Origin of the sequence: Rheinheimera mangrovi (assembly GCF_003990335.1) — a bacterium.
GTDB classification, from domain to species: Bacteria; Pseudomonadota; Gammaproteobacteria; order Enterobacterales; family Alteromonadaceae; genus Pararheinheimera; species Pararheinheimera mangrovi.
The window spans coordinates 1,217,529-1,237,050 of sequence record NZ_CP034683.1; the positions used below are offsets into that span (position 1 = coordinate 1,217,529).

The following is a 19,522-nucleotide window of genomic DNA, read 5'->3' on the forward strand; positions in this document are numbered from 1 at the left end:
CTATAAATATTTTAGATATAACAAAGGCAGCCTTGGCTGCCTTTGTCGTTTCTGTGTCAGAGCTTACTTTATTTCAGTGGAATAAACTCAATGGCTGCGCCGCCGCCAGGCTGCATTACCAGGGGAATGGTATCTTTGGCTGTGACTTCACTGCGTTTGATGGCATAGGCTTCCGGCTTGGTTTCCCAGTGCGAATCGGCGGCGTCTGTATAGGCAATCATCTGGTAACGCACACCAGCTTTTAGAAAGCTTAACGGCTGTTGCAGCGTACGGGCTTCTTCGTTGCTGGTGGCACCTAAGTACCAGTTGTCAGAATGCTTATCCTGCCGTGCTATCACCAGATACTGGCCTATTTTGCCTTGCAGCGCCTGGCTTTGCTGCCAGTCGGTGGGCACAGCGTCGATAAAGGCAAAAGCCGGGTGGCCCTGATAGTTTTCCGGTAAATCCGCCACCATTTGCAGCGGGCTGTACAAAGTGACATACAAAGCGAGCTGATTGGCTAAAGTGCTGGGCACTCTGTTGTTGGGCCGGTATTTTTGGTAGTCGAAGTTAAAAATGCCAGGGGTAAAGTCGATAGGGCCGGATAAACCTCGGGTAAAAGGAATAATCACTGTATGGTTGGGCAAGTTACCGGTATCCGGGCTGCCGCCATTGTATTCCATGCCGCGCACCGACTCACGGGTCATCAGGTTGGGGTAAGTGCGGCTTAAGCCGGTGTCTTTTACTGTTTCATGGGCGTTTACCATCACTTTGTGGCGGGCTGCTGTTTCTGTCACTTTTTGAAAATGATTCACCATAAACTGGCCATGATGCCACTCTTTTTGCTCAACTCGGGTGCCGACATAACCCATTTTGACTGACGGAATGCCCAGCTTCTGGTAATAAGCAAAACCTTGTTTCATCTGTTTTTCGTAGTAGCTAATGCCAGCCGCTGTTTCGTGATGACCAGCTAAAGTCACTCCTTTGCTTTTGGCGTAGTTATTTACTTTTTCGATGTCAAAACCTTTGACCGCTTCAGTAAAACTAAAAGTGGGCGGCCTTTGCCACCAGTCGCCTTCCCAGCCTTTGTTCCAGCCTTCTATCAACACGCTGTCGATATTGTGCTGGCTGGCAAAGTCGATGTATTGCATGGCGCGCTCTGTGGTGGCGCCTTGTTTCGGGCCTGGTGACCAGTCTTTTTCGCCTATATGCATTTCCCACCAAATACCCATGTATTTGCCGGGTTTGATATAGCTGACATCTGTGTCTTTGGCGGCTGGCTCATTTAAATTCAGAATAAGATCTGAGTTCAGCAACGCCACTTCAGAATCCGCAATTTGAATAGTGCGCCAAGGCGTTTGAAAAGGCGTTTCGGTGTAGACCTTATCGCCATTGGCCCAGGGCACTAAGTCGGCTTTGAGCGTGATATGGTTGTCGGTGATATGACGCAGCGTCATCGAAGCGTAATTGACTAAAGCCGCTTCATGCACCGAAATGGCGATGCCGTTATCCAGCAAAGTTAAAGGCGTATGGGCCACATTGACCGAGCTTAACGCCGAATTCAGATACTGGTATTCAAAACGCTGATCCTGATAAGCTTGGATCCACCAGGCGGAAAAGTTACGGGCAAAGGCAAATTCGGTCAGCTCGTCGCTGATCACCACTTTGTTTAGGTGCGGCTGTTTAGGCAGCAGATAGCGAAAGGCGACGCCGTCGTTGTAAACCCGGAATACCAGCTGCATTTGCCGGGCTTTGTCGCCTTGTTCGCTTAAATCCAGACTGATTTCATTGTAGTTGTCCACTATGGTGGCGCGCTGGCCCCAGACCGGCTGCCAACTGCTGTTGTGGCTTTGTTTTTGCACTTTGTTGGCCTTTAAGTTGGCTTGCAGCTGCGGCTGATCCTTAAAAGCAAAACCTAAAGCGGAGGGCTTAAGCACAGCTTTGTTTTTATAGTCGACGCTGTAACTTAAGCTTTTATCCGACAAACTGAGCTTTAAACTGATTTGCTGATCCGGCGATTGCAGCTGCCAGCTTTGCTCGTCAGCAGGCTCTTTCGCTATAGCCTGCAGGCTAAGCACAGAGCTCAGGATTAAAACTATGCTCCACTTCATATTAGGTTCCTTGATAAATAGTAAGTAAGTCGTGTTGCGGCATAAAATTCAGCTGGCAAGCGGTAAAAAATGCGTCCAGCTGTAAGGTCTGGTAAGGATCCGGACGTTTTTCCAGCTGATCTTGCGTTGCAACCAAAGCCGGATAAACGCCATAGCCCGACAGCAGGCAATGCCAGGAACTGGTGCCAAAATGTGAGCTTAATTGCTGGCGTTTGATTTCCTGGTCCAGATCATGCCGGCGATACCAGCAGTCGAGGATCTGTAGCAAGGAATCCGATAGCTGGGTATTGGCTCTGTTGGCACGCCAGTAGTCGCTATCGTCGCGGCTGTTGAGTTTGTAATGCGCCACTATATAGTCGCGTACCCGCTCAAATCGCTCGCAAATCTGTTGGTTGTAGTGCTGTTGTTGCAGGGCTGTTGCTTGGCTGAACTGGTACTGGTCGATAAAAATCTGCACCGAGGTTTGTACCAGATGCAAAGCTGTGGCTTCTAAAGGCTCAATAAAACCCTGAGATAAGCCCACGGCTAAACAGTTTTTGTACCAATGCTGCTGCAGCTGACCCACCTTCATCTTTAAATGCCGGGCCTGAACTTTTGAATCTACTAACCCCAGTTCAGTGCGAAGCTCCAGCTCTGCCTGATCGGCACTGATAAAGGCTGAGCTATAGACATAACCATTGCCTGTTCTGTGCTGCAACGGAATTTGCCAGGCCCAGCCATTAGACAAGGCTGTGGCTGTAGTTTCGACTGGCAAGTCAGCTAAAGCTGCTGTGGGCAAGACCACTGCCGCATCGTTAAACAAATTGCTGGCAAAGGACTGAAAGGGCACAGCCAGAGTTTTTTGCATCAGCAGACTGCTAAAGCCTGTGCAGTCGACAAATAAGTCGGCACTCAACACGCGGCCATCATTACAAATCAGCGCTTTAATGCGGCCATCCGGCTCTTGAGTTACGCTCTCTATGGTCAGTGGCCAATGCGTCACACCAAGTTGCAGCGCTTTCGTTTTTAAAAACTGGCCCAGCAAAGCCGAGTCAAAGTGGTAGCCGTACTCAATGCGAAACGGAAAATTCGCAGGTGTAATAGGGGCTTTTCCGGCCTTGGCCAGATAACTATTAAAGAAAAACTTGTCCGGGCTGGTTTCAAAATCCAACCCCATACGCCTGCTAAAGCAGTTGGAGTAAAAGGCTTTTTCACTAAAAGTATCGAGCTGCGAAATAAAAGGGTGACTATAACTTTGGTTGCCTGACGCAGGGCTCCAGTTGATAAAACGAATATTGGTTTTATAAGTGGCGTTGCAGGCGCTCATCCATTCGCTGTCCGGGATATTTAGCTGATGGAAAAAAGCTTTCAGGCTGGGGGTTGAACCTTCACCTACACCAATAATGCCGATATCAGGCGATTCAATCAGGCTAATCTGTGCATCAGGCCAGGCTTGGGCCATTAAACAGGCTGTCATCCAGCCTGCTGTGCCGCCACCTGCAATCAGTATGGAATGGTTTTGCTGCATCTTAGGCCCTTGTGTACAGATCCAAAAATTCGTCGTGGCCGGTTAATTTTTGCAAGGGTTGCTGCTTGGCCTTGCGGATGTTTTGCATCATGTCCAGTAACAGCTCTTTGGGGTAAGAGCGGGCTGCTGCATGATAATCCGTCGGCACTATGCCCTGGCCTAACATCACCTGCAGCCAGGATGAGTCGCGGAAAATATCATTGGCGTCGTTAAAAATAGCGGCTGTTTCTTTAAACAAGGCCAGCTTTTGCTCCAGCCGGTGAGGTATCGCCATCTGGCGCATATCCCGCCAAAAATCGGAGTCGTCGCGTTGGTTGACGTGATAATGCAGAATAATAAAGTCGCGGATGGTTTCAAATTCATCTTTGGATTCAGCGTTGTACGCCTTCACTTGCGCCTCGCTGATGCCGCGGTTGGGGAACATTTTCATCAGCCGCACTATGGCTGATTGGATCAGATGAATACTGGTGGATTCCAGTGGCTCCAGAAAACCGCTGGCTAAGCCAACAGCCACCACGTTTTTATGCCATTGCTCTGTAGTACGGCCTGTTTCAAAGCTGATTTTTTTCGGTTCAGCCAAAGCTTTGGAGTCGAGATTATTCATCAGCGTTTGATAGGCCTGGTCGTCGCTTAAATAGTTGGAGCTATAAACAATGCCGTTGCCATTGCGGTGCGTCAGCGGAATGCGCCATTGCCAGCCTGCGCTGTGCGCTATGCTGCGGGTGTAGGGCAGGGTTTGCTCAAAACGTTCTGTCGGCACAGCCAAAGCGCTGTTGGCGGGTAAATAGTGGTCCCAGTGTTCATAGGGCACACCCAAAGTCTTACGAATTAACAGGCCACGTAAGCCGGTGCAGTCGATAAATAAATCCCCTGCGATTTCACGGCCATCTTTCAGCTGCAAAGCCTGAACAAAGCCGGTTTCAGGATTTTGTCTTACATGCTCTATCAAACCTTCAGTGCGGACAACGCCCGCCTGTTCTGCCAGTTTGCGTAGGTATTTGCCGTACAGGGCTGAGTCAAAATGATAGGCATAAGGCATGTCGTAGACAGGGTTAGGGGTTTTGATTTTGTTAAATTTGCCTTGCTCGCAGCAAAGGTAATTTAAGTCAAAGTCCCATAAGGACTCCGCTAAACCCAGCTCTTTGCCCCTAAGCCAATAGTGCTGGAAATTGGTCACGCCCATTGTGGCGCCCGGTGCACCAAAGGTATGGTAATAACTTTCGCCTTGCACCCGCCAGTTTTCGAATTTGATCGCCAATTTGATCGTTGCTTTGGTTTCGCGCAGAAATTCTTTTTCGTCCAGCCCCAGATACTGATTAAAGATCTGTATAGGCGGAATTGTTGCTTCACCCACACCAATAATGCCAATGTCTTCGGATTCAACCAGTTCTATGACCAGTGTATCGGCAAAGACCTTTTTTAGCAGAGCCGCTGCCATCCAGCCAGCTGTACCACCTCCTGCTATCACCAGTTTCTGAACTGCTGTTTGCATGCGCTATTCCTTGGAAAAATCTTTGTTTTATGTCTGCCCGTTTTATGTGCAGCTGCAACTTTGTCATTTGTGCGCTTCTGGTCGCATCCGGTAATTTCGGATTGCCAGAGTTTGGTCATCGGACTTCTCTAGTATGGCTATAAAAAAGCCCCTGACAATCATTAGATAGTTCAGGGGCTTATATCGTCTAGCTACTCTTAATAGAAAGAGTAGTTAAAGTTCAGCATATAAGAAGGGCCAAACTGACGGCGGGTAGTGACAATGCCGTTGCCATCCACAGTTTCTTCATCCACGTCGGTCAGGTTAGTGCCTTGCAGTGACACCCGCAGACCTTCAAGCATATCCCATGGGCTTTGAGTGAAGTCATAGCTGATTTGGGCATCCACTAAACGTACACCGTTGCGTGAAGCTGTCTCAATTTTGTTCGAGCCACCACGTTGGTAGGTGCTGAAGTCTGAGCGGTCTGTCGCTGCTACCCTGAATTCAAAACCTTCCATTTCATAGTAGGCGGTTAAGGAGTACACGCGGTCAGACTGGCCTGGAATACGGCTGCCGTCTTCCAGTTCTGCGTCTATCAGTGTGGCTGAGGCGGCTATACCAAAACCTTCCAGACTGTCATGTACCATGCTCAATGGCGTGTTGGCTGTGAACTCCAGACCTTTCACTTTGCCTTTTAAGCCATCCTGGAAGAAAGAGTAGTAGCCATAATCTGGTGGTGTCACCAAATCACCTGTGGAGTAGGCAATATCGGCAGGACCATAAGTGCCGTCCTGATCGATAATACGGTCATGGAAGCCTGGGATAAAGTAATCAGCGCCACCGTTGGTTTCGTCATTACGGAAGTTAATTAAGCTGTTGCCGTCACGAGTCCAGTTCACCAGATCTTTGTAGAACAATGCCATAGAAACATAACCGTCAGTTTCAAAGTAGTTTTCAAAGGACAAGTCAAAGTTGTTGGATTCCAGTGGTTTTAGCAATGGGTTACCGGCAAATTTAGACCAGGGAGTACCGTATTTTTCGACATCGGCCACTGTGTTAGGAATGGCAATTAAATCGATGTTTTGGTCGAACTTCACAAAACCAGAAGCTTTCATTTGGTCAATACGGGCACGACTGATAGTTTTATTGGCCGCAGCACGAACATACTTGTTGTCACCCACTTCAAAGCTGATGTTTAAGCTGGGTAATACATGGCTATAGCTGGAGCCTTGTGTAACGTTACAATCTGTATCTATGGCTTTGTCGTTGTTAGCGTCACAGACCGCGAAGTTAGCACCTACTATGCCGACATAACCGCTGGATGATTGGTCAGTTTTGACATACTGCAAGCCAATATTACCTGTGTAAGGAATACCGCCAACTTCGTTTTCAAAATCACCTTTTACGTAAACAGTGCTGACTTCTTCATCGACACTGTAGGTATCACCTAAACGATCTGGTTCTAATAAACCCGCGTCATTTAAGGTGTAGGTGCCATCTCTGTAAGGGGCAAAACCATCATAAGCTACTACCTGACCAAAGCCAGCCCAGGTTAAATCTGCCAGACCATAGACATAGGCAGAAGGTATAGCGCTGGAGAATGGATAAGACTCAGCTGTTGCGAAAAAGCCTTTGTTTTCCTTATCTTTGTAACGGTCGCTGTAGTTAACACCTAAAGTCACTTTGTTAAAGAAGGGGCTATCGATAATACCGACAGTTTCAAAGCGATAGGTTTTTAACTCTTCAGTAAAGTCGGCATAGTTCAGGAAGCCGTCCTGCGCATTAAAGTAGCTGAATGGCTCGCCGTTAGCCTGTAATTCGCCAGTGGTAAACTGGTCGGCAAGATTCGCCATACCACCACCCCAGACCTGAGGACCAGTCAGTTGTAACAAGGCTGGATCGGCAAAGGCTTCCAGGCCTGAAGAGCCGGTAAAGAAAATACCATCAGGAGTCATGACAAAATCACGGCTACCTAATTGTGAAGAATCCAATGCACCAGAGCGGGCCAAGCCTGAATACGACTCGCCACGAGAATCGTGTTTTTCTGATTCACTGGACGCGACATCTAATTCAACAGACCAGTTGTCATTCAGTTGATACTCCAGATTCAGTCCAAAGACCTGCAGCTTGCCGTCTTTTTGCAGTGGATCTGTACGCAGTACTGGATTGGCATTGATTTGAGTGCCTGTGGAATTAGCACCTGAGCCTGTTACGTTAGCGGAAGAGAAGGGTTCGATAAAACCACGTAATACGCCTGAGTCTGAGTAGTCGATATCCAAAGCATCGAGCGTAATATCCAGCTTATCGTTAGGACGGAATTCTAAGACGGCAGAGATAGTGTCACGCTCTAATTCGGTGCTGATGGATTGAGTGTCCAGACCTGTTGGCAGTATTTGGCCGTCAGCATTTTCACTGTAACCCCATACACCGTATTTACGTTGGTTGTTAGGGGATTCAGTGGTCGCAGCGGCAAAAGCCAGACCTATGGTGTCGTCAGCAAACTTCTCAACGAATGATAAAGCCAGGCGTTTACCTTTGTTGTCGAATTCAGGGTTATCAGAGTCGCTCTGATTGGCCTCATAAGTGCCATTGACGGTTAAAGTTTCTTTGGCTTGCAGCGGACGCACTGTGCGTAAATCTACAGTACCGCCTATGCCTTGTACCATTAGTGTGGCGTCAGTGGTTTTGAAGATGGTGGCGCCAGTCATAATTTCTGACGGGTATAAATCGTATTCCACACCACGGTTATCGCCTATACCAATCAGCTCACGGCCGTTCAGCGATGTACCTGTAAAGTCTTCCTTGAAGCCACGTACTGAAATACCTGAAGTTCGGCCGCCAACACGTTCACCAGACAAACCTGGTAAACGCGACAAAGATTCGGCGATAGATGAGTCTGGTAATTTACCTATGTCTTCAGCTGAGATGGATTCCACTATAGATGAATTACCCATCTTTTCCGCCTGAGCACGGATTAAAGAGCCACGAATACCTTTAACTTCAATAACCTCGACCTTATCAGCAGTTTTGTCTGTGTCCTGCGCCAATACCTGCCCTGAGCACAGAGCTGAGGAGACGGCTAAAGATAACAAAGCTGGTTTAAATATTTGTCTGTTCATATCCAATTATCCTGTTGTCAATTTATGGTGCATCAAAATTTTTTTTATTATCTGTACGGTAATCTATGCTTTAGTTGCATTAATCGTTCAGGGCTCTGTGCCTTTGGTCCAATTTTGATGACCACTTGGCGAACTAGCTTAATCGATTAAGTTTATTCTTTTTAAAAAAGCAACTGTCGGCTGTTAGGCTATAGAGTTGCTTTTTTAAATCGTTGGATGACGTTTTTTAATTCATCTCTTAATCGTTTTACTTCTGAATTTGACTGCTGTCAAGTCTGACCAGAAAATAATCAGCTAGAGGACAGATAAGACTGTAAAAAAATAAATGCAGATAAAAAATAACCGGGCCTAAAAGCCCGGTTGTTTTTATGAGTGTGAAGGTGGCATCAGCTTAATAATTTACCTAAAGCACTAAAACCCTGACGAATAGTTTCTATTCTGTTGTCGGTTTGGTCGCGCTCAACAAAAGCGTGGCGTAAACCAGCTGCTTGTGCCTTGGCAAAAATAGGTTTGAAATCAATCACACCTTTGCCGACATCAGCAAAACCACCAGCTTTGTCCATGTCTTTGACATGCCAGAGTGGGAAACGGCCAGGTTGTCTGGCGAACAACTCCAGTGGGCTTAAGCCTGCTTTGACCACCCAGTATAAATCCAGCTCCATTTGCACCAGTTTGGCGTCTGTCTCATTCAGCAGCACATCGTAAGGGACTTGATCAGACAACTTCACAAACTCAAAGTCGTGGTTGTGATAAGTCAGTTGCATACCAGCAGAGCGAATTTTCTCGCCTGCTTTGTTTAAAAACGCCGCTAAGGCTTTGTATTGGTCAATAGTTTTTCGGTCTGTGTCCATCAGATAAGGTAACACCAGATAGCTGTGCCCCATGATTAAAGCCTGTTCAATCACCTTATCCAGATCTTTTTGCATCACATCCAGAGGGACATGAGCGGATGGAGCATTGAGTCCTTCGCTGTCCATAATCTTTTTTAACTCAGTGGCGCTTTGTTCGTAATAACCGGCAAATTCAAGCTGGGTATAACCTACACCAGCCACCAGTTTTAAAGTGTCGGCCACACTTTGAGCCATCAGATCCCGCAGCGTATAGAGCTGTAAACCCGGTACTACTCTAGCGGTTGAGGTTGTAGGTTCTGCAGATAATGGCAGGGATGCCATACCTAAACCTGCCACGCCTAAGCCCAAAGCGCTGAGCTTCAGAAATTGTCGCCGCTGCTGATCCAGCAACTCCGGCTGTTGTTTTATGGTCGAATGGTCGTATGGCATGGCTTGCTCCTGCGATGGCTCTGTGATTAAGGTCAGCCTAACCCTGCCGGAGCAGGACCTGTGCTGGCACGTTGAATAAGGTCAAAAGGTAAAATGACTTTAGGTGCTTTACCCAAACGACCTTCGAGTAAATCTATTAATAAAGTAACTGCTGTACTACCAAACTCTTCAGCGGGCTGAGCTATGGTGGTCAGTGGCGGATCGGCAAAGGCTGCAAATGAAATATCATCAAAGCCTGCTACCGATATATCGCCAGGTACGGCAAAACCTTTTTGTTTTATGCCTTGTATAGCGCCTATCGCCATTTCATCGTTTTCACAAAACATGGCAGTAGGTGGATTGGGTAAGTTCAGCAGTTCAGTGGCAGCTTTATGGCCAGACTGCAAAGTAAAATCACCAGGATAAAGCAAGCTTTCATCAAAAGTGACACCAGCTGCATCTAAAGCATCACGATAACCCGCCACCCTGTCGCGGGTCAAAGGACTGCGGGCCGGGCCTTTTATCATTGCAATACGCTTGTGACCCAGCTGTAGTAAATGTTCGGTCATAGCACTGGCTGCAGCTCTGTTGTCCAATAACACCGTAGGGCAGGCGATACGATCTAATACTTCACAGGCATTGACCATAGGTAACACTGAGCCTGCTTTCATCTCCAACTGGGCAAAAGGATTATTTGCCCTCAGTTGAATTAAACCGTCCGCTTGTGAGGTATGCACCATGCGGGCATAACTTTGTTCCATCTCTTCATCGGCTAGCGTGTTACATAACAGCAATGAATAACCTTTGTCGTGAGCAGCTTGTTGCATACCACTGATCACCCTGGCAAAAAACACGTTGGCGACAGTAGGCACAAGCACGACCAGATTGCGGGTTTTGCCTGAGCGAAATTTCACAGCCATCAGATTGGGCTTGTAACCTACCTGTTTCACCGCGGACAGCACTTTAGTGCGGGTTTTCAGCGACACCAAATCAGGTTGCTGCAAAGCACGAGACACTGTGGCTACTGATACTCCAGCCAGCTGTGCTACGTCACGAATGTTGGACATGAATGCATTTCATTTTATGGATTTGCTCCGGATTTTATCTGTATATTCAACACCGTGCATCTGTTTAACCCGCTTATCTTCAGCGGGTTGCTTTATTTCAATACGGATGTAACCGATATCATTTATAAAGTACTTTTTTATAAAAGTGAAGATGATTTTGACAAAAGCACTTATCCGGTTTAGTGCAATTGCTCTTATTTGGTGCGCTCATTTTTAGCTTTTGTGTAATTAAAGTGCAGGATTTGCGACAAACAACGGATTTTCTATTGACGACACAAAATGTAATCCGTTACATTTTTTACAGCTTAAATTTTTGTTCTACAGTCACTGTCTGTTTGTGTCTGTAAACCACAAGGAAAAACCATGAAAACCCCAGGCAAGCAAAAAATCCGTATGGGTATGGTCGGCGGCGGAGAAGGCGCCTTTATTGGTGCTGTACATCGTCATGCTGCAGCTTTAGATGGCCAGATTGAACTGGTATGCGGCGCTTTTAGCCGTGATGCCGGCAATAATCAGCGTACTGGTGACGATTTGTGTGTTGATCCGAATCGTCTGTACAGCAGCTGGCAAGAGTTACTACAAAAAGAAGCTGCATTGCCGGAAGATAAGCGGATGCAGCTTTTAGTGATAGTGACGCCAAATCAGCTACATGTGCCTATCAGCCGTGCTGCTATAGCTGCGGGTTTTCATGTGTTTTGTGAAAAACCAGCTGGTGTCACGCTAGCTGAAACTCAGCAACTGGCGGTGGATCTAATTGCCAGCAACAGTCTATATGGTCTGGCTCATACCTACCTTGGTTACCCTATGGTGTGGCAAGCCAAAGAGTTGGTACAAAACGGTACTTTGGGCACTATTCGTAAAATTTTTGTTGAATACCCACAAGGCTGGCTGACCGATGATTTAGAAAGCAGTCAGAACAAACAGGCCAGCTGGCGTACTGATCCTGCTCAGGCAGGGGCCAGTGGTTGTATGGCCGATATTGGTACCCATGCTTTTGGTATGGCGGAATTTATCAGTGGCCAGCATATCACCGAGCTTTGTGCTGAACTCAAAAGCCATGTGCCTGGCCGCCGTCTTGATGATGATGGTGCAGCTTTGTTCCGTACAAACGGCGGTGCCAGTGGTGTGCTACTCGCAAGCCAAATTTGTGCCGGTGAAGAAAACGCACTAAAAATCCGTATTTATGGTGATAAAGGCGGGCTGGAATGGCACCAGATGGAACCTAATACACTGCTTGTTAAACCTCATGGCGCTCCTGTGCAGCTATTGCGTGCCGGAGCAGGTCAGCCGGGTTTAGGTGCAGAAGCTTCACGTCGTTGTCGTTTACCTGCTGGTCATCCTGAAGGTTATCTGGAAGCTATGGGTAATTTATACCGTGATTTTGCCGCAGCTATCCGCTCTGGAGAAAAAGGGACTCCAACTGGTGTGCCTGGTATTAAAGCCGGTATGCGGGGTATGGCATTTATTGAAACTGTCAGTAGCAGTCAGCACAGCGAAGAAAAATGGCTGTCCATTCCTGCGATAGATTAAGCCGCTCGCGAGTGCAAAGCAGTGTTCAATTTTTTGATTAGCCAGTGTGCTGGCTCTAGGACTACAGATGAGTAAAATGAAAGGGCCTGCCATATTTTTGGCACAGTTTATGGGCGACGAAGCACCATTTAACCACGTGGTCAGCATGGCCAAATGGGCTGCAGATTTAGGCTACAAAGGCATTCAGGTGCCGACTAATAATCCGGCCTTTTTTGATTTGGAATTAGCGGCGACCAGTCAGGCTTATTGTGACGATATTCAGGCTCAGTGCCGCGCTGCTGGTGTTGAAATCACTGAACTGTCGACTCATTTACAGGGCCAACTTGTCGCTGTGCATCCTGCTTATGACGAGCTGTTTGATAACTTTGCACCCGAAGCTTTACGTGGTAAACCTGCAGAGCGCACCGAATGGGCAGTGCAACAACTGAAACTTGCCGCCAAAGCCAGTCAGAATTTAGGCCTAAAAGCTCACGCTACTTTTTCCGGCGCTTTATTGTGGCATTTGGTTTATCCATGGCCACAACGTCCTGCGGGTTTGGTAGAGCAGGGTTTTGCAGAACTTGCCAAGCGCTGGTTGCCAATTCTTGATGCCTTTGACGAAGCTGGTGTGGATGTCTGTTATGAAATTCACCCGGGAGAAGATTTACACGACGGCGCTACCTTTGAGATGTTTTTAGCCGCCACCAATAACCATCCGCGCGCTAATATTTTGTTCGACCCAAGTCATTTTGTGTTGCAACAATTGGACTATTTAGATTTTATCGACCGCTATCACAGCAGAATCAAAATGTTTCATGTCAAAGATGCTGAGTTCCGTCCTAATGGTCGCAGCGGTGTCTATGGCGGCTATCAGGATTGGGTCAACAGACCAGGACGTTTCCGTTCTTTAGGTGACGGTCAGGTTGATTTTAAAAGTATTTTCAGCAAGTTAACTCAATATGATTTCGATGGTTGGGCCGTGCTGGAATGGGAATGTTGTTTAAAAGATTCAACCCAGGGCGCGCGCGAAGGGGCTCCATTTATCGCGTCTCACCTGATTGAAAAAGCTGGCAGAGCCTTTGATGACTTCGCTGGCGCTAAAACAGACGAGGCGCGTAATCGTCGGATCTTGGGGTTAAAGCCGTAATCGCATAAAAACAATAAGCACCGCTCTTACATAACGGGGAAGACGAATAGAATGAACAGCATAAAAATACGCTTGTGCAGCATGATGTTTTTACAGTTTTTTATCTGGGGTGGCTGGTTTGTCACTTTAGGTACTTTTTTAAGCCAGAACCTGCAGGCCACTGGTCCACAAACAGGCATGGCCTTTTCGACTCAATCCTGGGGGGCCATTATTGCGCCCTTTATCGTAGGTTTAATTGCCGACCGTTTTTTTAACGCTGAACGTTTATTGGGTATTTTGCACCTGGTAGGCGCTGTGCTGATGTACCTGATGTATCAGGCCGCTGATTTTACAACCTTTTATCCACTGGTTTTAGGCTACATGCTGGCCTATATGCCAACGTTGGCACTGGTGAACTCAGTCTCTTTTGGTCAATTAAAACAACCTGAACTGGAGTTTGGTCAAATCCGGGTTTGGGGCACTATTGGCTGGATAGCTGCTGGTTTGGTGATCAGTTATGCCTTTGGCTGGGATGCTCAGCAGGCTATAGCTGATGGCGCGCTGAAAAATACCTTCCTGATGTGTGCTGTGGCGTCCTTGGTGTTGGGTGTATATAGCTTTACTTTACCTGCAACACCACCTGCGGGTCGTGGCCAACAATTAAAATTAGGTGAGTTGCTGGGGCTGGATGCGTTAGCGTTGCTGAAAGACCGTAACTTCGCCTTGTTCTTTTTAGCCTCAGTGCTAATTTGTATTCCGCTGGCTTTTTATTACCAGAATGCCAACCCTTTCCTGACCGGAATTGGTGTTGAAAACGCCACAGGTAAAATGACCTTAGGGCAAGTGTCTGAAGTGTTATTTATGCTGGCTTTACCTGTCTTTCTGAATCGTTTTGGTATTCGCTGGACCTTATTATTAGGCATGGCGGCCTGGGTTTTACGTTATGTGCTGTTTGCTTATGGTGATGCAGGTCAAGGAGTGTGGTTGCTGGTCATTGGTATAGCACTGCATGGTATTTGTTATGACTTCTTTTTTGTCTCGGGCCAGATTTATACCAACAGCAAAGCGGGCGTTAAAATTCGCAGTGCTGCACAGGGCCTGATCACTTTAGCGACTTACGGTATAGGTATGCTGATAGGCTTTAGCGTGGCAGGTCAAATCACTCAGGCTTACACCAGTGCTGAAGCCACAGACTGGACTTCCATCTGGTTATTCCCAGCTGCTTTTGCTGGTGTTGTGCTGGTGCTGTTTGCGCTGATTTTCAAAAACGAGCCATTGCAGCAAGCCGAGGACAAACAGCCATGAAGCCACAACTTCCACGTCGTGAGTTGTTAAAACAACTGGCTGCTGGTGCTATTGGTGCTTCGGTCTTAGGTTCAGGTTTATTACTGTCAGGTGCTGCAGCTGCGGCGCCTGCGACAGCCGGCACACTGAAAGGCAATATCCGTCATTCAGTCAGCCGCTGGACTTATGGTGACTTATCCATTGAAGAGCTTTGCTTGCTGGTGAAGTCTTTAGGTTTTAATGCGATAGACTTAGTGGGTCCTGAAGACTGGCCTGTGTTGAAAAAACATGGCGTGGACAGCTCCATGTGCAATGGCGCAGAGCTGAATCTGGTCGATGGCTGGTCCGATCCTAAGTTTCACCCAGAGCTGATTAAACGCTACTTAAAACACATAGATTTAGTGGCAGAGGCAGGCTACAAAAACCTGATCTGCTTTAGCGGCAATGCCCGTGGTATGGACAGAGAAATCGCCTTACAAAATGCAGTCACTGGTTTAAAACAGATTTTACCTCATGCTGAAAAGCGGGGTGTGGTGCTGCAAATGGAGCTGTTTAACAGCAAAGTCGATCACCCTGATTATCTGGCCGATGGCACAGCCTGGGCTATTGAGCTTTGCAAACGATTGAACTCGCCGAACTTTAAGCTTTTATATGACATCTACCATATGCAGATTATGGAAGGTGACATTATCCGCACTATCAAAGATAACCATCAATATTTTGGCCACTATCACACTGCAGGCGTGCCGGGCCGCCATGAAATTGATGACTCGCAGGAGCTGAACTATGTTGCTATAGCGAGCGCTATTCGTGACATAGGCTTTACCGGCTATCTGGCGCAGGAATTTGTACCAACACCAAAAACCAAAGAAGGCAGGGCGCAGTCATTGGCTCAGGCTATTCGTATTTGTGACGTTTAAACCGAGACGAAGCGGCCTGACCGCTTCGCCAATCATAATGAAAACAGGGCATGTAGCTAAAGTCATTCAGAGATGACTGGTACAAAACCCGCCCAACAGGGGACAACAGATGACAGTTGCGCAGAATCATTACGACGCCATAGTGGTCGGGTCTGGCATCAGCGGTGGCTGGGCCGCCAAAGAGCTGACCGAAAAAGGCCTGAAAGTTTTATTGTTAGAACGTGGCCGCGATATTGAACACATCAAAGATTACACCAATGCTTTTAAAGAGGCCTGGGACTACCCGCATCGCGACAAAGCCACAGTAAAAATGAAGGAACTGCATCCGGTGTTAAAGCGGGATTATCCGCTCAACGAAAGCACTTACGGCATGTGGGCCAGCGATCAGGATTCGCCTTATGTCGAGAAAAAGCGCTTCGACTGGTTCCGTGGTTATCATATGGGCGGACGCTCTTTGTTATGGGGTCGCCAGAGTTACCGCTTAAACGAAGCTGATTTTGAAGCCAATTTAAAAGAAGGCATAGCGGTCGACTGGCCTATCCGTTACAAGGATCTGGCGCCCTGGTATGACTATGTCGAGCGTTTTGCTGGTATTTCAGGCAATAGGGATGGTCTGGACGTATTACCTGATGGTCAGTACCTGCCTGCTTTTCCTCTGAACATAGTGGAACAGTCTGTGTCTGAACGACTGAAAAAAGCTTTTGGTGGCACCCGACATTTGATCTGTGGCCGTACAGCCAACATTTCGCAGCCTAAACCTGAACAAAACCGCGTTAATTGCCAATACCGCAATAAATGCTGGTTGGGTTGTCCTTTTGGTGCTTATTTCAGTACTCAGTCTTCGACTTTGCCTGTGGCGATGAAAACCGGCAATTTAACAGTGCGTCCATTTTCTATCGTCACTCAAGTGTTGTATGACAAAGACAAAAAACGCGCCCGTGGTGTGGAAGTGCTGGATAGCGAAACTATGCAGACTTACGAGTTCACCAGCAAAATAGTATTTCTGAATGCGTCCGCCTTTAACTCGACCTGGGTGCTGATGAACTCAGCCACGGATATCTGGGAAGGTGGTCTGGGTAGCAGCAGCGGAGAGCTGGGTCACAACGTGATGGACCACCACTTAAATGCTGGTGCTTTTGGTGAAATCGAAGGTTTTGACGACAAATACTATTTTGGCCGTCGTCCTACAGGTTTTTATATCCCACGCTTCCGTAACTGGGGCGGTGATAAACGTGATTATTTACGTGGTTTTGGTTATCAGGGCGCAGCCAGTCGTCAGGGCTGGCAAAGAAACGTGGCTGAGATGGGCATAGGTGCCGATCTGAAAAACGCTTTAGCTGAACCTGGTACCTGGACTATAGGTATGAGTGGTTTTGGTGAGATTTTACCGGATCACAGCAATAAAATTTCGTTAGACCGTACTGTCAAAGACAAATGGGGTTTACCAGTGCTGGCAATGGACGCTGAACTGAAAGCCAACGAAATCAAGATGCGTAAAGATATGATGCAGGATGGTATCGATATCCTTACCGCTGGCGGCGCTAAAAACGTTCAGGGTTTTAATGGTGAATGCCATCCGGGCAAAGGTATCCATGAAATGGGCACTGCACGTATGGGTCGCGATCCTAAGACCTCGGTATTGAATGGCTTTAACCAGGTGTGGGATGCACCCAACGTCTTTATCACAGATGGTGCTGCTATGACCTCAGCTTCTTGTGTGAACCCGTCTTTAACCTATATGGCGCTGACAGCCCGTGCTGCGGCTTATGCTGTAGACGCGCTGAAAAAAGGAGACCTGTAATATGGACAGACGCGACCTTTTGAAAATGATAGCGGCCGCAACCGGTATGGCTATGGTTGGCGGCGATTTATGGGCTGCAGATCAGAAATCAGCGGATGCGGGTAAAGCACTGTTTACCCAGTCAGATATCGCCTTTTTGGATGAAATTGCCGAAACCATTTTGCCAAAAACCGACACGCCAGGTGCCAAAGAGGCGGGCTGTGGTGCTGCAATGGCGGTGATGGTGGCTGATTGTTACGATTTGCCGCAACAAACTATTTTCTTTGAAGGCTTAAAAAGCATTAAAGCCTTAGCGAAAAAGCAGTTTGGCAAAGACTTTATGCAACTGACTGCGGCGCAGAAACATGAATTACTGTCGAAGCTGGATCAGGAAGCCAAACAAGCTTCAGGCCCGGCACCTCATTATTTTATCTTGGTAAAACAGCTGACACTGATGGTGTTTTTCACCTCTAAAGTCGGAGCCACTGAAGTGCTGCGTTATGTCGCAGTACCAGGCCGTTATGACGGCAATATGCCGTATAAAAAAGGCGATCGCGCCTGGGCGACCTGATCCGGCTTCGCTTTTTCCTGTGTTTAATCAGGCGGCTTAGTCCGCCTTTTTTAAAGGTAACTATGATGAAATATGTATGGATTGGCGCCGCTTTATCCTTAAGCACAGCTGTGATGGCCGCCACGGATCTGAGCAAGTTAACAGATGCCGAGCGTCATGCCTTAGCTGCTAAAACTGAAGTCTGGACTCCAGTGCCGCCTGTAGTCACTGCAGCAGAAGGCCAGGCGCCTTCAGATGCGATACAACTGCTGGATAAAAACCTGTCACAGTGGACCTCAGTCAATACTGGTGCCGCAGCTCAGTGGACTATGACGGACGGTGTGTTAACGGTAAAACCTGGTACCGGCGATATCCGCAGCAAGGAGTCGTTTTGCGATATTCAGCTGCATCTGGAATGGCGTGTTGGTAAAGACCGGATGGATAAAGAAGGCCAGCTGCGTAACAACAGCGGTATCTTTTTACAGGAAATGTACGAAATCCAGATTTTAGATTCCTACCAGAATAAAACCTATCCCAATGGTCAGGCTGGTGCTGTCTACAAACAGACTATTCCATTAGCCAATGCAACCCGTCCGTCGGGCGAGTGGCAGGAATACGACATTATCTACAAAGCGCCACGTTTTGACGGTGAAAAACGCTTATCGCCTGGTTATGTCACAGTGCTGCACAATGGTGTGTTGTTGCAAAACCATACTGAAATTGCTGGCACCACAGAATGGATAGGTGCGCCGCAAGTCAAAGCGCATGGCTGCTTGCCACTGAAATTGCAGGATCATGGCGACAGTGTCAGTTTCCGCAATATCTGGGTTCGTAAGCTGGACTAATTGTGTCTTTATGACAAAAGGCTGGTTGATACCAGCCTTTTTTATGAGCAAAACCTGTTGTTACTTCATATCCGCAATAATAGCCTGCAAGCCTTTCAGTGAAGCTTCCACACTTTGCATCGGTGTCATACCTTGAGGGTAAGATTCCTGTTCCACCACCAGCCATTGAGTGCCACCTATAGTTTTATTGGCGGTGATTAAGGCTTTCCAGTCAGTTGTGTCTTTGCCAATAATTGGATCTTCAGTATTACCTGGCTCTGGCGCCGAAGCTTTGTAGTGAGTGGTGATAGTACGGCCCGGATAAGCTTTGACAAAATCCACCGGATCTTTGCCTGCTACTTCAGTCCAGCCGACATCTTGCTGCAAAATCACTTTGCTATTGGTGTTTTTGCCAATTACATCCCATGGGGTTTTGCCCATTTCACCGAGCATTTCAGGTTTGTGGTTGTGATAACCGACATGCATGCCATGTGGCGTCAGTTTTTCCTGCACTGCGGCTAAATCAGCGGCCACAGCTTTGGCACCTTCGACGGTAAAAGCACGCTGATCCATTGGAATAATTAAATAATGGCAATCTATGGCTTTGTAAAAAGCCACTGTGGCGTCAAGTTGCTCCGGGCTAAGCTTTTCAAAAGGCACATGAGCGCCTGAAGCTTTTAAGCCAAGTGTGTTTAAAAAAGCTTTTAAACCAGCAGGGTCATTGGCATATTTGCCAAAAAAGCCTGCAAACTCAACACCATCAAAACCCATAGCGGCGAGTTTAGTTAGTGTGCCTTCAAAGTCGGCTTGCATCGCATCTTTGACTGACCATAACTGCACACTCAATTGAGGTGTTGTGGCAGAAACTGGCGCTGTATCGGCATAGCTGAAGCCTGCCGCAGTGCTTGCTAAAATCAGGCTGAGTACCTGTGCGGTTTTTGTCAGTTTTTTCTTTAAAAAAAGCATAACCCTGTCCTTTTTATTGTCATTGGAAGCGGTTTCAGAGTGCTTGATTT

At 47.4% G+C, this 19,522-nt stretch carries 14 protein-coding genes; 7 read left to right on the forward strand and 7 right to left on the reverse strand.

The annotated features are described in order from the left end of the window. Positions 1-68 precede the first annotated feature (68 nt). The 6 genes from EK374_RS05550 to EK374_RS05575 form a co-directional block, all read right to left on the reverse strand. Positions 69-2,090 carry a glycoside hydrolase family 97 protein gene (locus EK374_RS05550; RefSeq protein WP_127020911.1) on the reverse strand — a complete coding sequence of 674 codons (2,022 nt, stop codon included), beginning with the start codon at positions 2,088-2,090 and terminating at the stop codon, positions 69-71. 1 nt (position 2,091) lies between these two features. Then, positions 2,092-3,597 carry a tryptophan halogenase family protein gene (locus tag EK374_RS05555; RefSeq protein ID WP_127020913.1) on the reverse strand — a complete coding sequence of 502 codons (1,506 nt, stop codon included), beginning with the start codon at positions 3,595-3,597 and terminating at the stop codon, positions 2,092-2,094. Between the two features lies 1 nt (position 3,598). Next, the gene (locus EK374_RS05560) at positions 3,599-5,089 is read right to left on the reverse strand and encodes a tryptophan halogenase family protein (RefSeq protein ID WP_127020915.1); all 1,491 of its coding nucleotides are present in this window, start codon (positions 5,087-5,089) and stop codon (positions 3,599-3,601) included. 197 nt (positions 5,090-5,286) lie between these two features. Then, complete coding sequence (locus EK374_RS05565) at positions 5,287-8,187, reverse strand: TonB-dependent receptor (protein WP_127020917.1); 2,901 nt, start codon at positions 8,185-8,187, stop codon at positions 5,287-5,289. A 386-nt stretch (positions 8,188-8,573) separates the two neighbouring features. After that, positions 8,574-9,467 (reverse strand): sugar phosphate isomerase/epimerase family protein, encoded by an 894-nt coding sequence (locus tag EK374_RS05570; protein WP_127020919.1) that lies wholly within the window; start codon positions 9,465-9,467, stop codon positions 8,574-8,576. Positions 9,468-9,499: 32 nt separating this feature from the next. Continuing rightward, positions 9,500-10,513: a LacI family DNA-binding transcriptional regulator gene (locus tag EK374_RS05575; RefSeq protein ID WP_127020921.1), complete on the reverse strand. Its 1,014-nt coding sequence runs from the start codon at positions 10,511-10,513 to the stop codon at positions 9,500-9,502. A 363-nt stretch (positions 10,514-10,876) separates the two neighbouring features. Here EK374_RS05575 and EK374_RS05580 point away from each other — a divergent pair, with 363 nt between their 5' ends. From EK374_RS05580 to EK374_RS05610, 7 genes are all read left to right on the forward strand, one after another. Next, entirely contained in the window at positions 10,877-12,043 is a 1,167-nt protein-coding gene (locus EK374_RS05580) for a Gfo/Idh/MocA family protein (RefSeq protein ID WP_127020923.1), read from the forward strand. A 67-nt stretch (positions 12,044-12,110) separates the two neighbouring features. After that, complete coding sequence (locus tag EK374_RS05585; RefSeq protein WP_127020925.1) at positions 12,111-13,169, forward strand: sugar phosphate isomerase/epimerase family protein; 1,059 nt, start codon at positions 12,111-12,113, stop codon at positions 13,167-13,169. Between the two features lie 51 nt (positions 13,170-13,220). Next, positions 13,221-14,453 carry a nucleoside permease gene (locus EK374_RS05590; RefSeq protein ID WP_127020927.1) on the forward strand — a complete coding sequence of 411 codons (1,233 nt, stop codon included), beginning with the start codon at positions 13,221-13,223 and terminating at the stop codon, positions 14,451-14,453. Further along, on the forward strand, positions 14,450-15,352 hold the full coding sequence (locus tag EK374_RS05595; RefSeq protein ID WP_127020929.1) for a hydroxypyruvate isomerase family protein: 903 nt from the start codon (positions 14,450-14,452) through the stop codon (positions 15,350-15,352). The genes EK374_RS05590 and EK374_RS05595 overlap by 4 nt, the downstream gene beginning before the upstream one ends. Positions 15,353-15,461: 109 nt before the next feature. Then, complete coding sequence (locus EK374_RS05600) at positions 15,462-17,153, forward strand: GMC oxidoreductase (RefSeq protein ID WP_127020931.1); 1,692 nt, start codon at positions 15,462-15,464, stop codon at positions 17,151-17,153. 1 nt (position 17,154) lies between these two features. Beyond that, a complete protein-coding gene (locus tag EK374_RS05605; protein ID WP_127020932.1) occupies positions 17,155-17,703 on the forward strand; it encodes a gluconate 2-dehydrogenase subunit 3 family protein in 549 nt (182 codons plus the stop codon). Between the two features lie 65 nt (positions 17,704-17,768). Continuing rightward, complete coding sequence (locus tag EK374_RS05610) at positions 17,769-18,527, forward strand: 3-keto-disaccharide hydrolase (protein WP_127026456.1); 759 nt, start codon at positions 17,769-17,771, stop codon at positions 18,525-18,527. Between the two features lie 60 nt (positions 18,528-18,587). On the opposite strand, the gene EK374_RS05615 is transcribed toward EK374_RS05610, so the two are convergent. Continuing rightward, positions 18,588-19,472, reverse strand: coding sequence for a sugar phosphate isomerase/epimerase family protein (locus tag EK374_RS05615; RefSeq protein WP_127020934.1), 885 nt, complete (start codon positions 19,470-19,472; stop codon positions 18,588-18,590). Positions 19,473-19,522: the final 50 nt, after the last annotated feature.

What these genes read in the sequence shown, in the direction of transcription:
- EK374_RS05550 (WP_127020911.1), bottom strand. Translation starts at nt 2,090, where the DNA reads ATGAAGTGGAGCATAGTTTTAATCCTGAGCTCTGTGCTTAGCCTGCAG.
- EK374_RS05555 (WP_127020913.1), bottom strand. Translation starts at nt 3,597, where the DNA reads ATGCAGCAAAACCATTCCATACTGATTGCAGGTGGCGGCACAGCAGGC.
- EK374_RS05560 (WP_127020915.1), bottom strand. Translation starts at nt 5,089, where the DNA reads ATGCAAACAGCAGTTCAGAAACTGGTGATAGCAGGAGGTGGTACAGCT.
- EK374_RS05565 (WP_127020917.1), bottom strand. Translation starts at nt 8,187, where the DNA reads ATGAACAGACAAATATTTAAACCAGCTTTGTTATCTTTAGCCGTCTCC.
- EK374_RS05570 (WP_127020919.1), bottom strand. Translation starts at nt 9,467, where the DNA reads ATGCCATACGACCATTCGACCATAAAACAACAGCCGGAGTTGCTGGAT.
- EK374_RS05575 (WP_127020921.1), bottom strand. Translation starts at nt 10,513, where the DNA reads ATGTCCAACATTCGTGACGTAGCACAGCTGGCTGGAGTATCAGTAGCC.
- EK374_RS05580 (WP_127020923.1), top strand. Translation starts at nt 10,877, where the DNA reads ATGAAAACCCCAGGCAAGCAAAAAATCCGTATGGGTATGGTCGGCGGC.
- EK374_RS05585 (WP_127020925.1), top strand. Translation starts at nt 12,111, where the DNA reads ATGAGTAAAATGAAAGGGCCTGCCATATTTTTGGCACAGTTTATGGGC.
- EK374_RS05590 (WP_127020927.1), top strand. Translation starts at nt 13,221, where the DNA reads ATGAACAGCATAAAAATACGCTTGTGCAGCATGATGTTTTTACAGTTT.
- EK374_RS05595 (WP_127020929.1), top strand. Translation starts at nt 14,450, where the DNA reads ATGAAGCCACAACTTCCACGTCGTGAGTTGTTAAAACAACTGGCTGCT.
- EK374_RS05600 (WP_127020931.1), top strand. Translation starts at nt 15,462, where the DNA reads ATGACAGTTGCGCAGAATCATTACGACGCCATAGTGGTCGGGTCTGGC.
- EK374_RS05605 (WP_127020932.1), top strand. Translation starts at nt 17,155, where the DNA reads ATGGACAGACGCGACCTTTTGAAAATGATAGCGGCCGCAACCGGTATG.
- EK374_RS05610 (WP_127026456.1), top strand. Translation starts at nt 17,769, where the DNA reads ATGAAATATGTATGGATTGGCGCCGCTTTATCCTTAAGCACAGCTGTG.
- EK374_RS05615 (WP_127020934.1), bottom strand. Translation starts at nt 19,472, where the DNA reads ATGCTTTTTTTAAAGAAAAAACTGACAAAAACCGCACAGGTACTCAGC.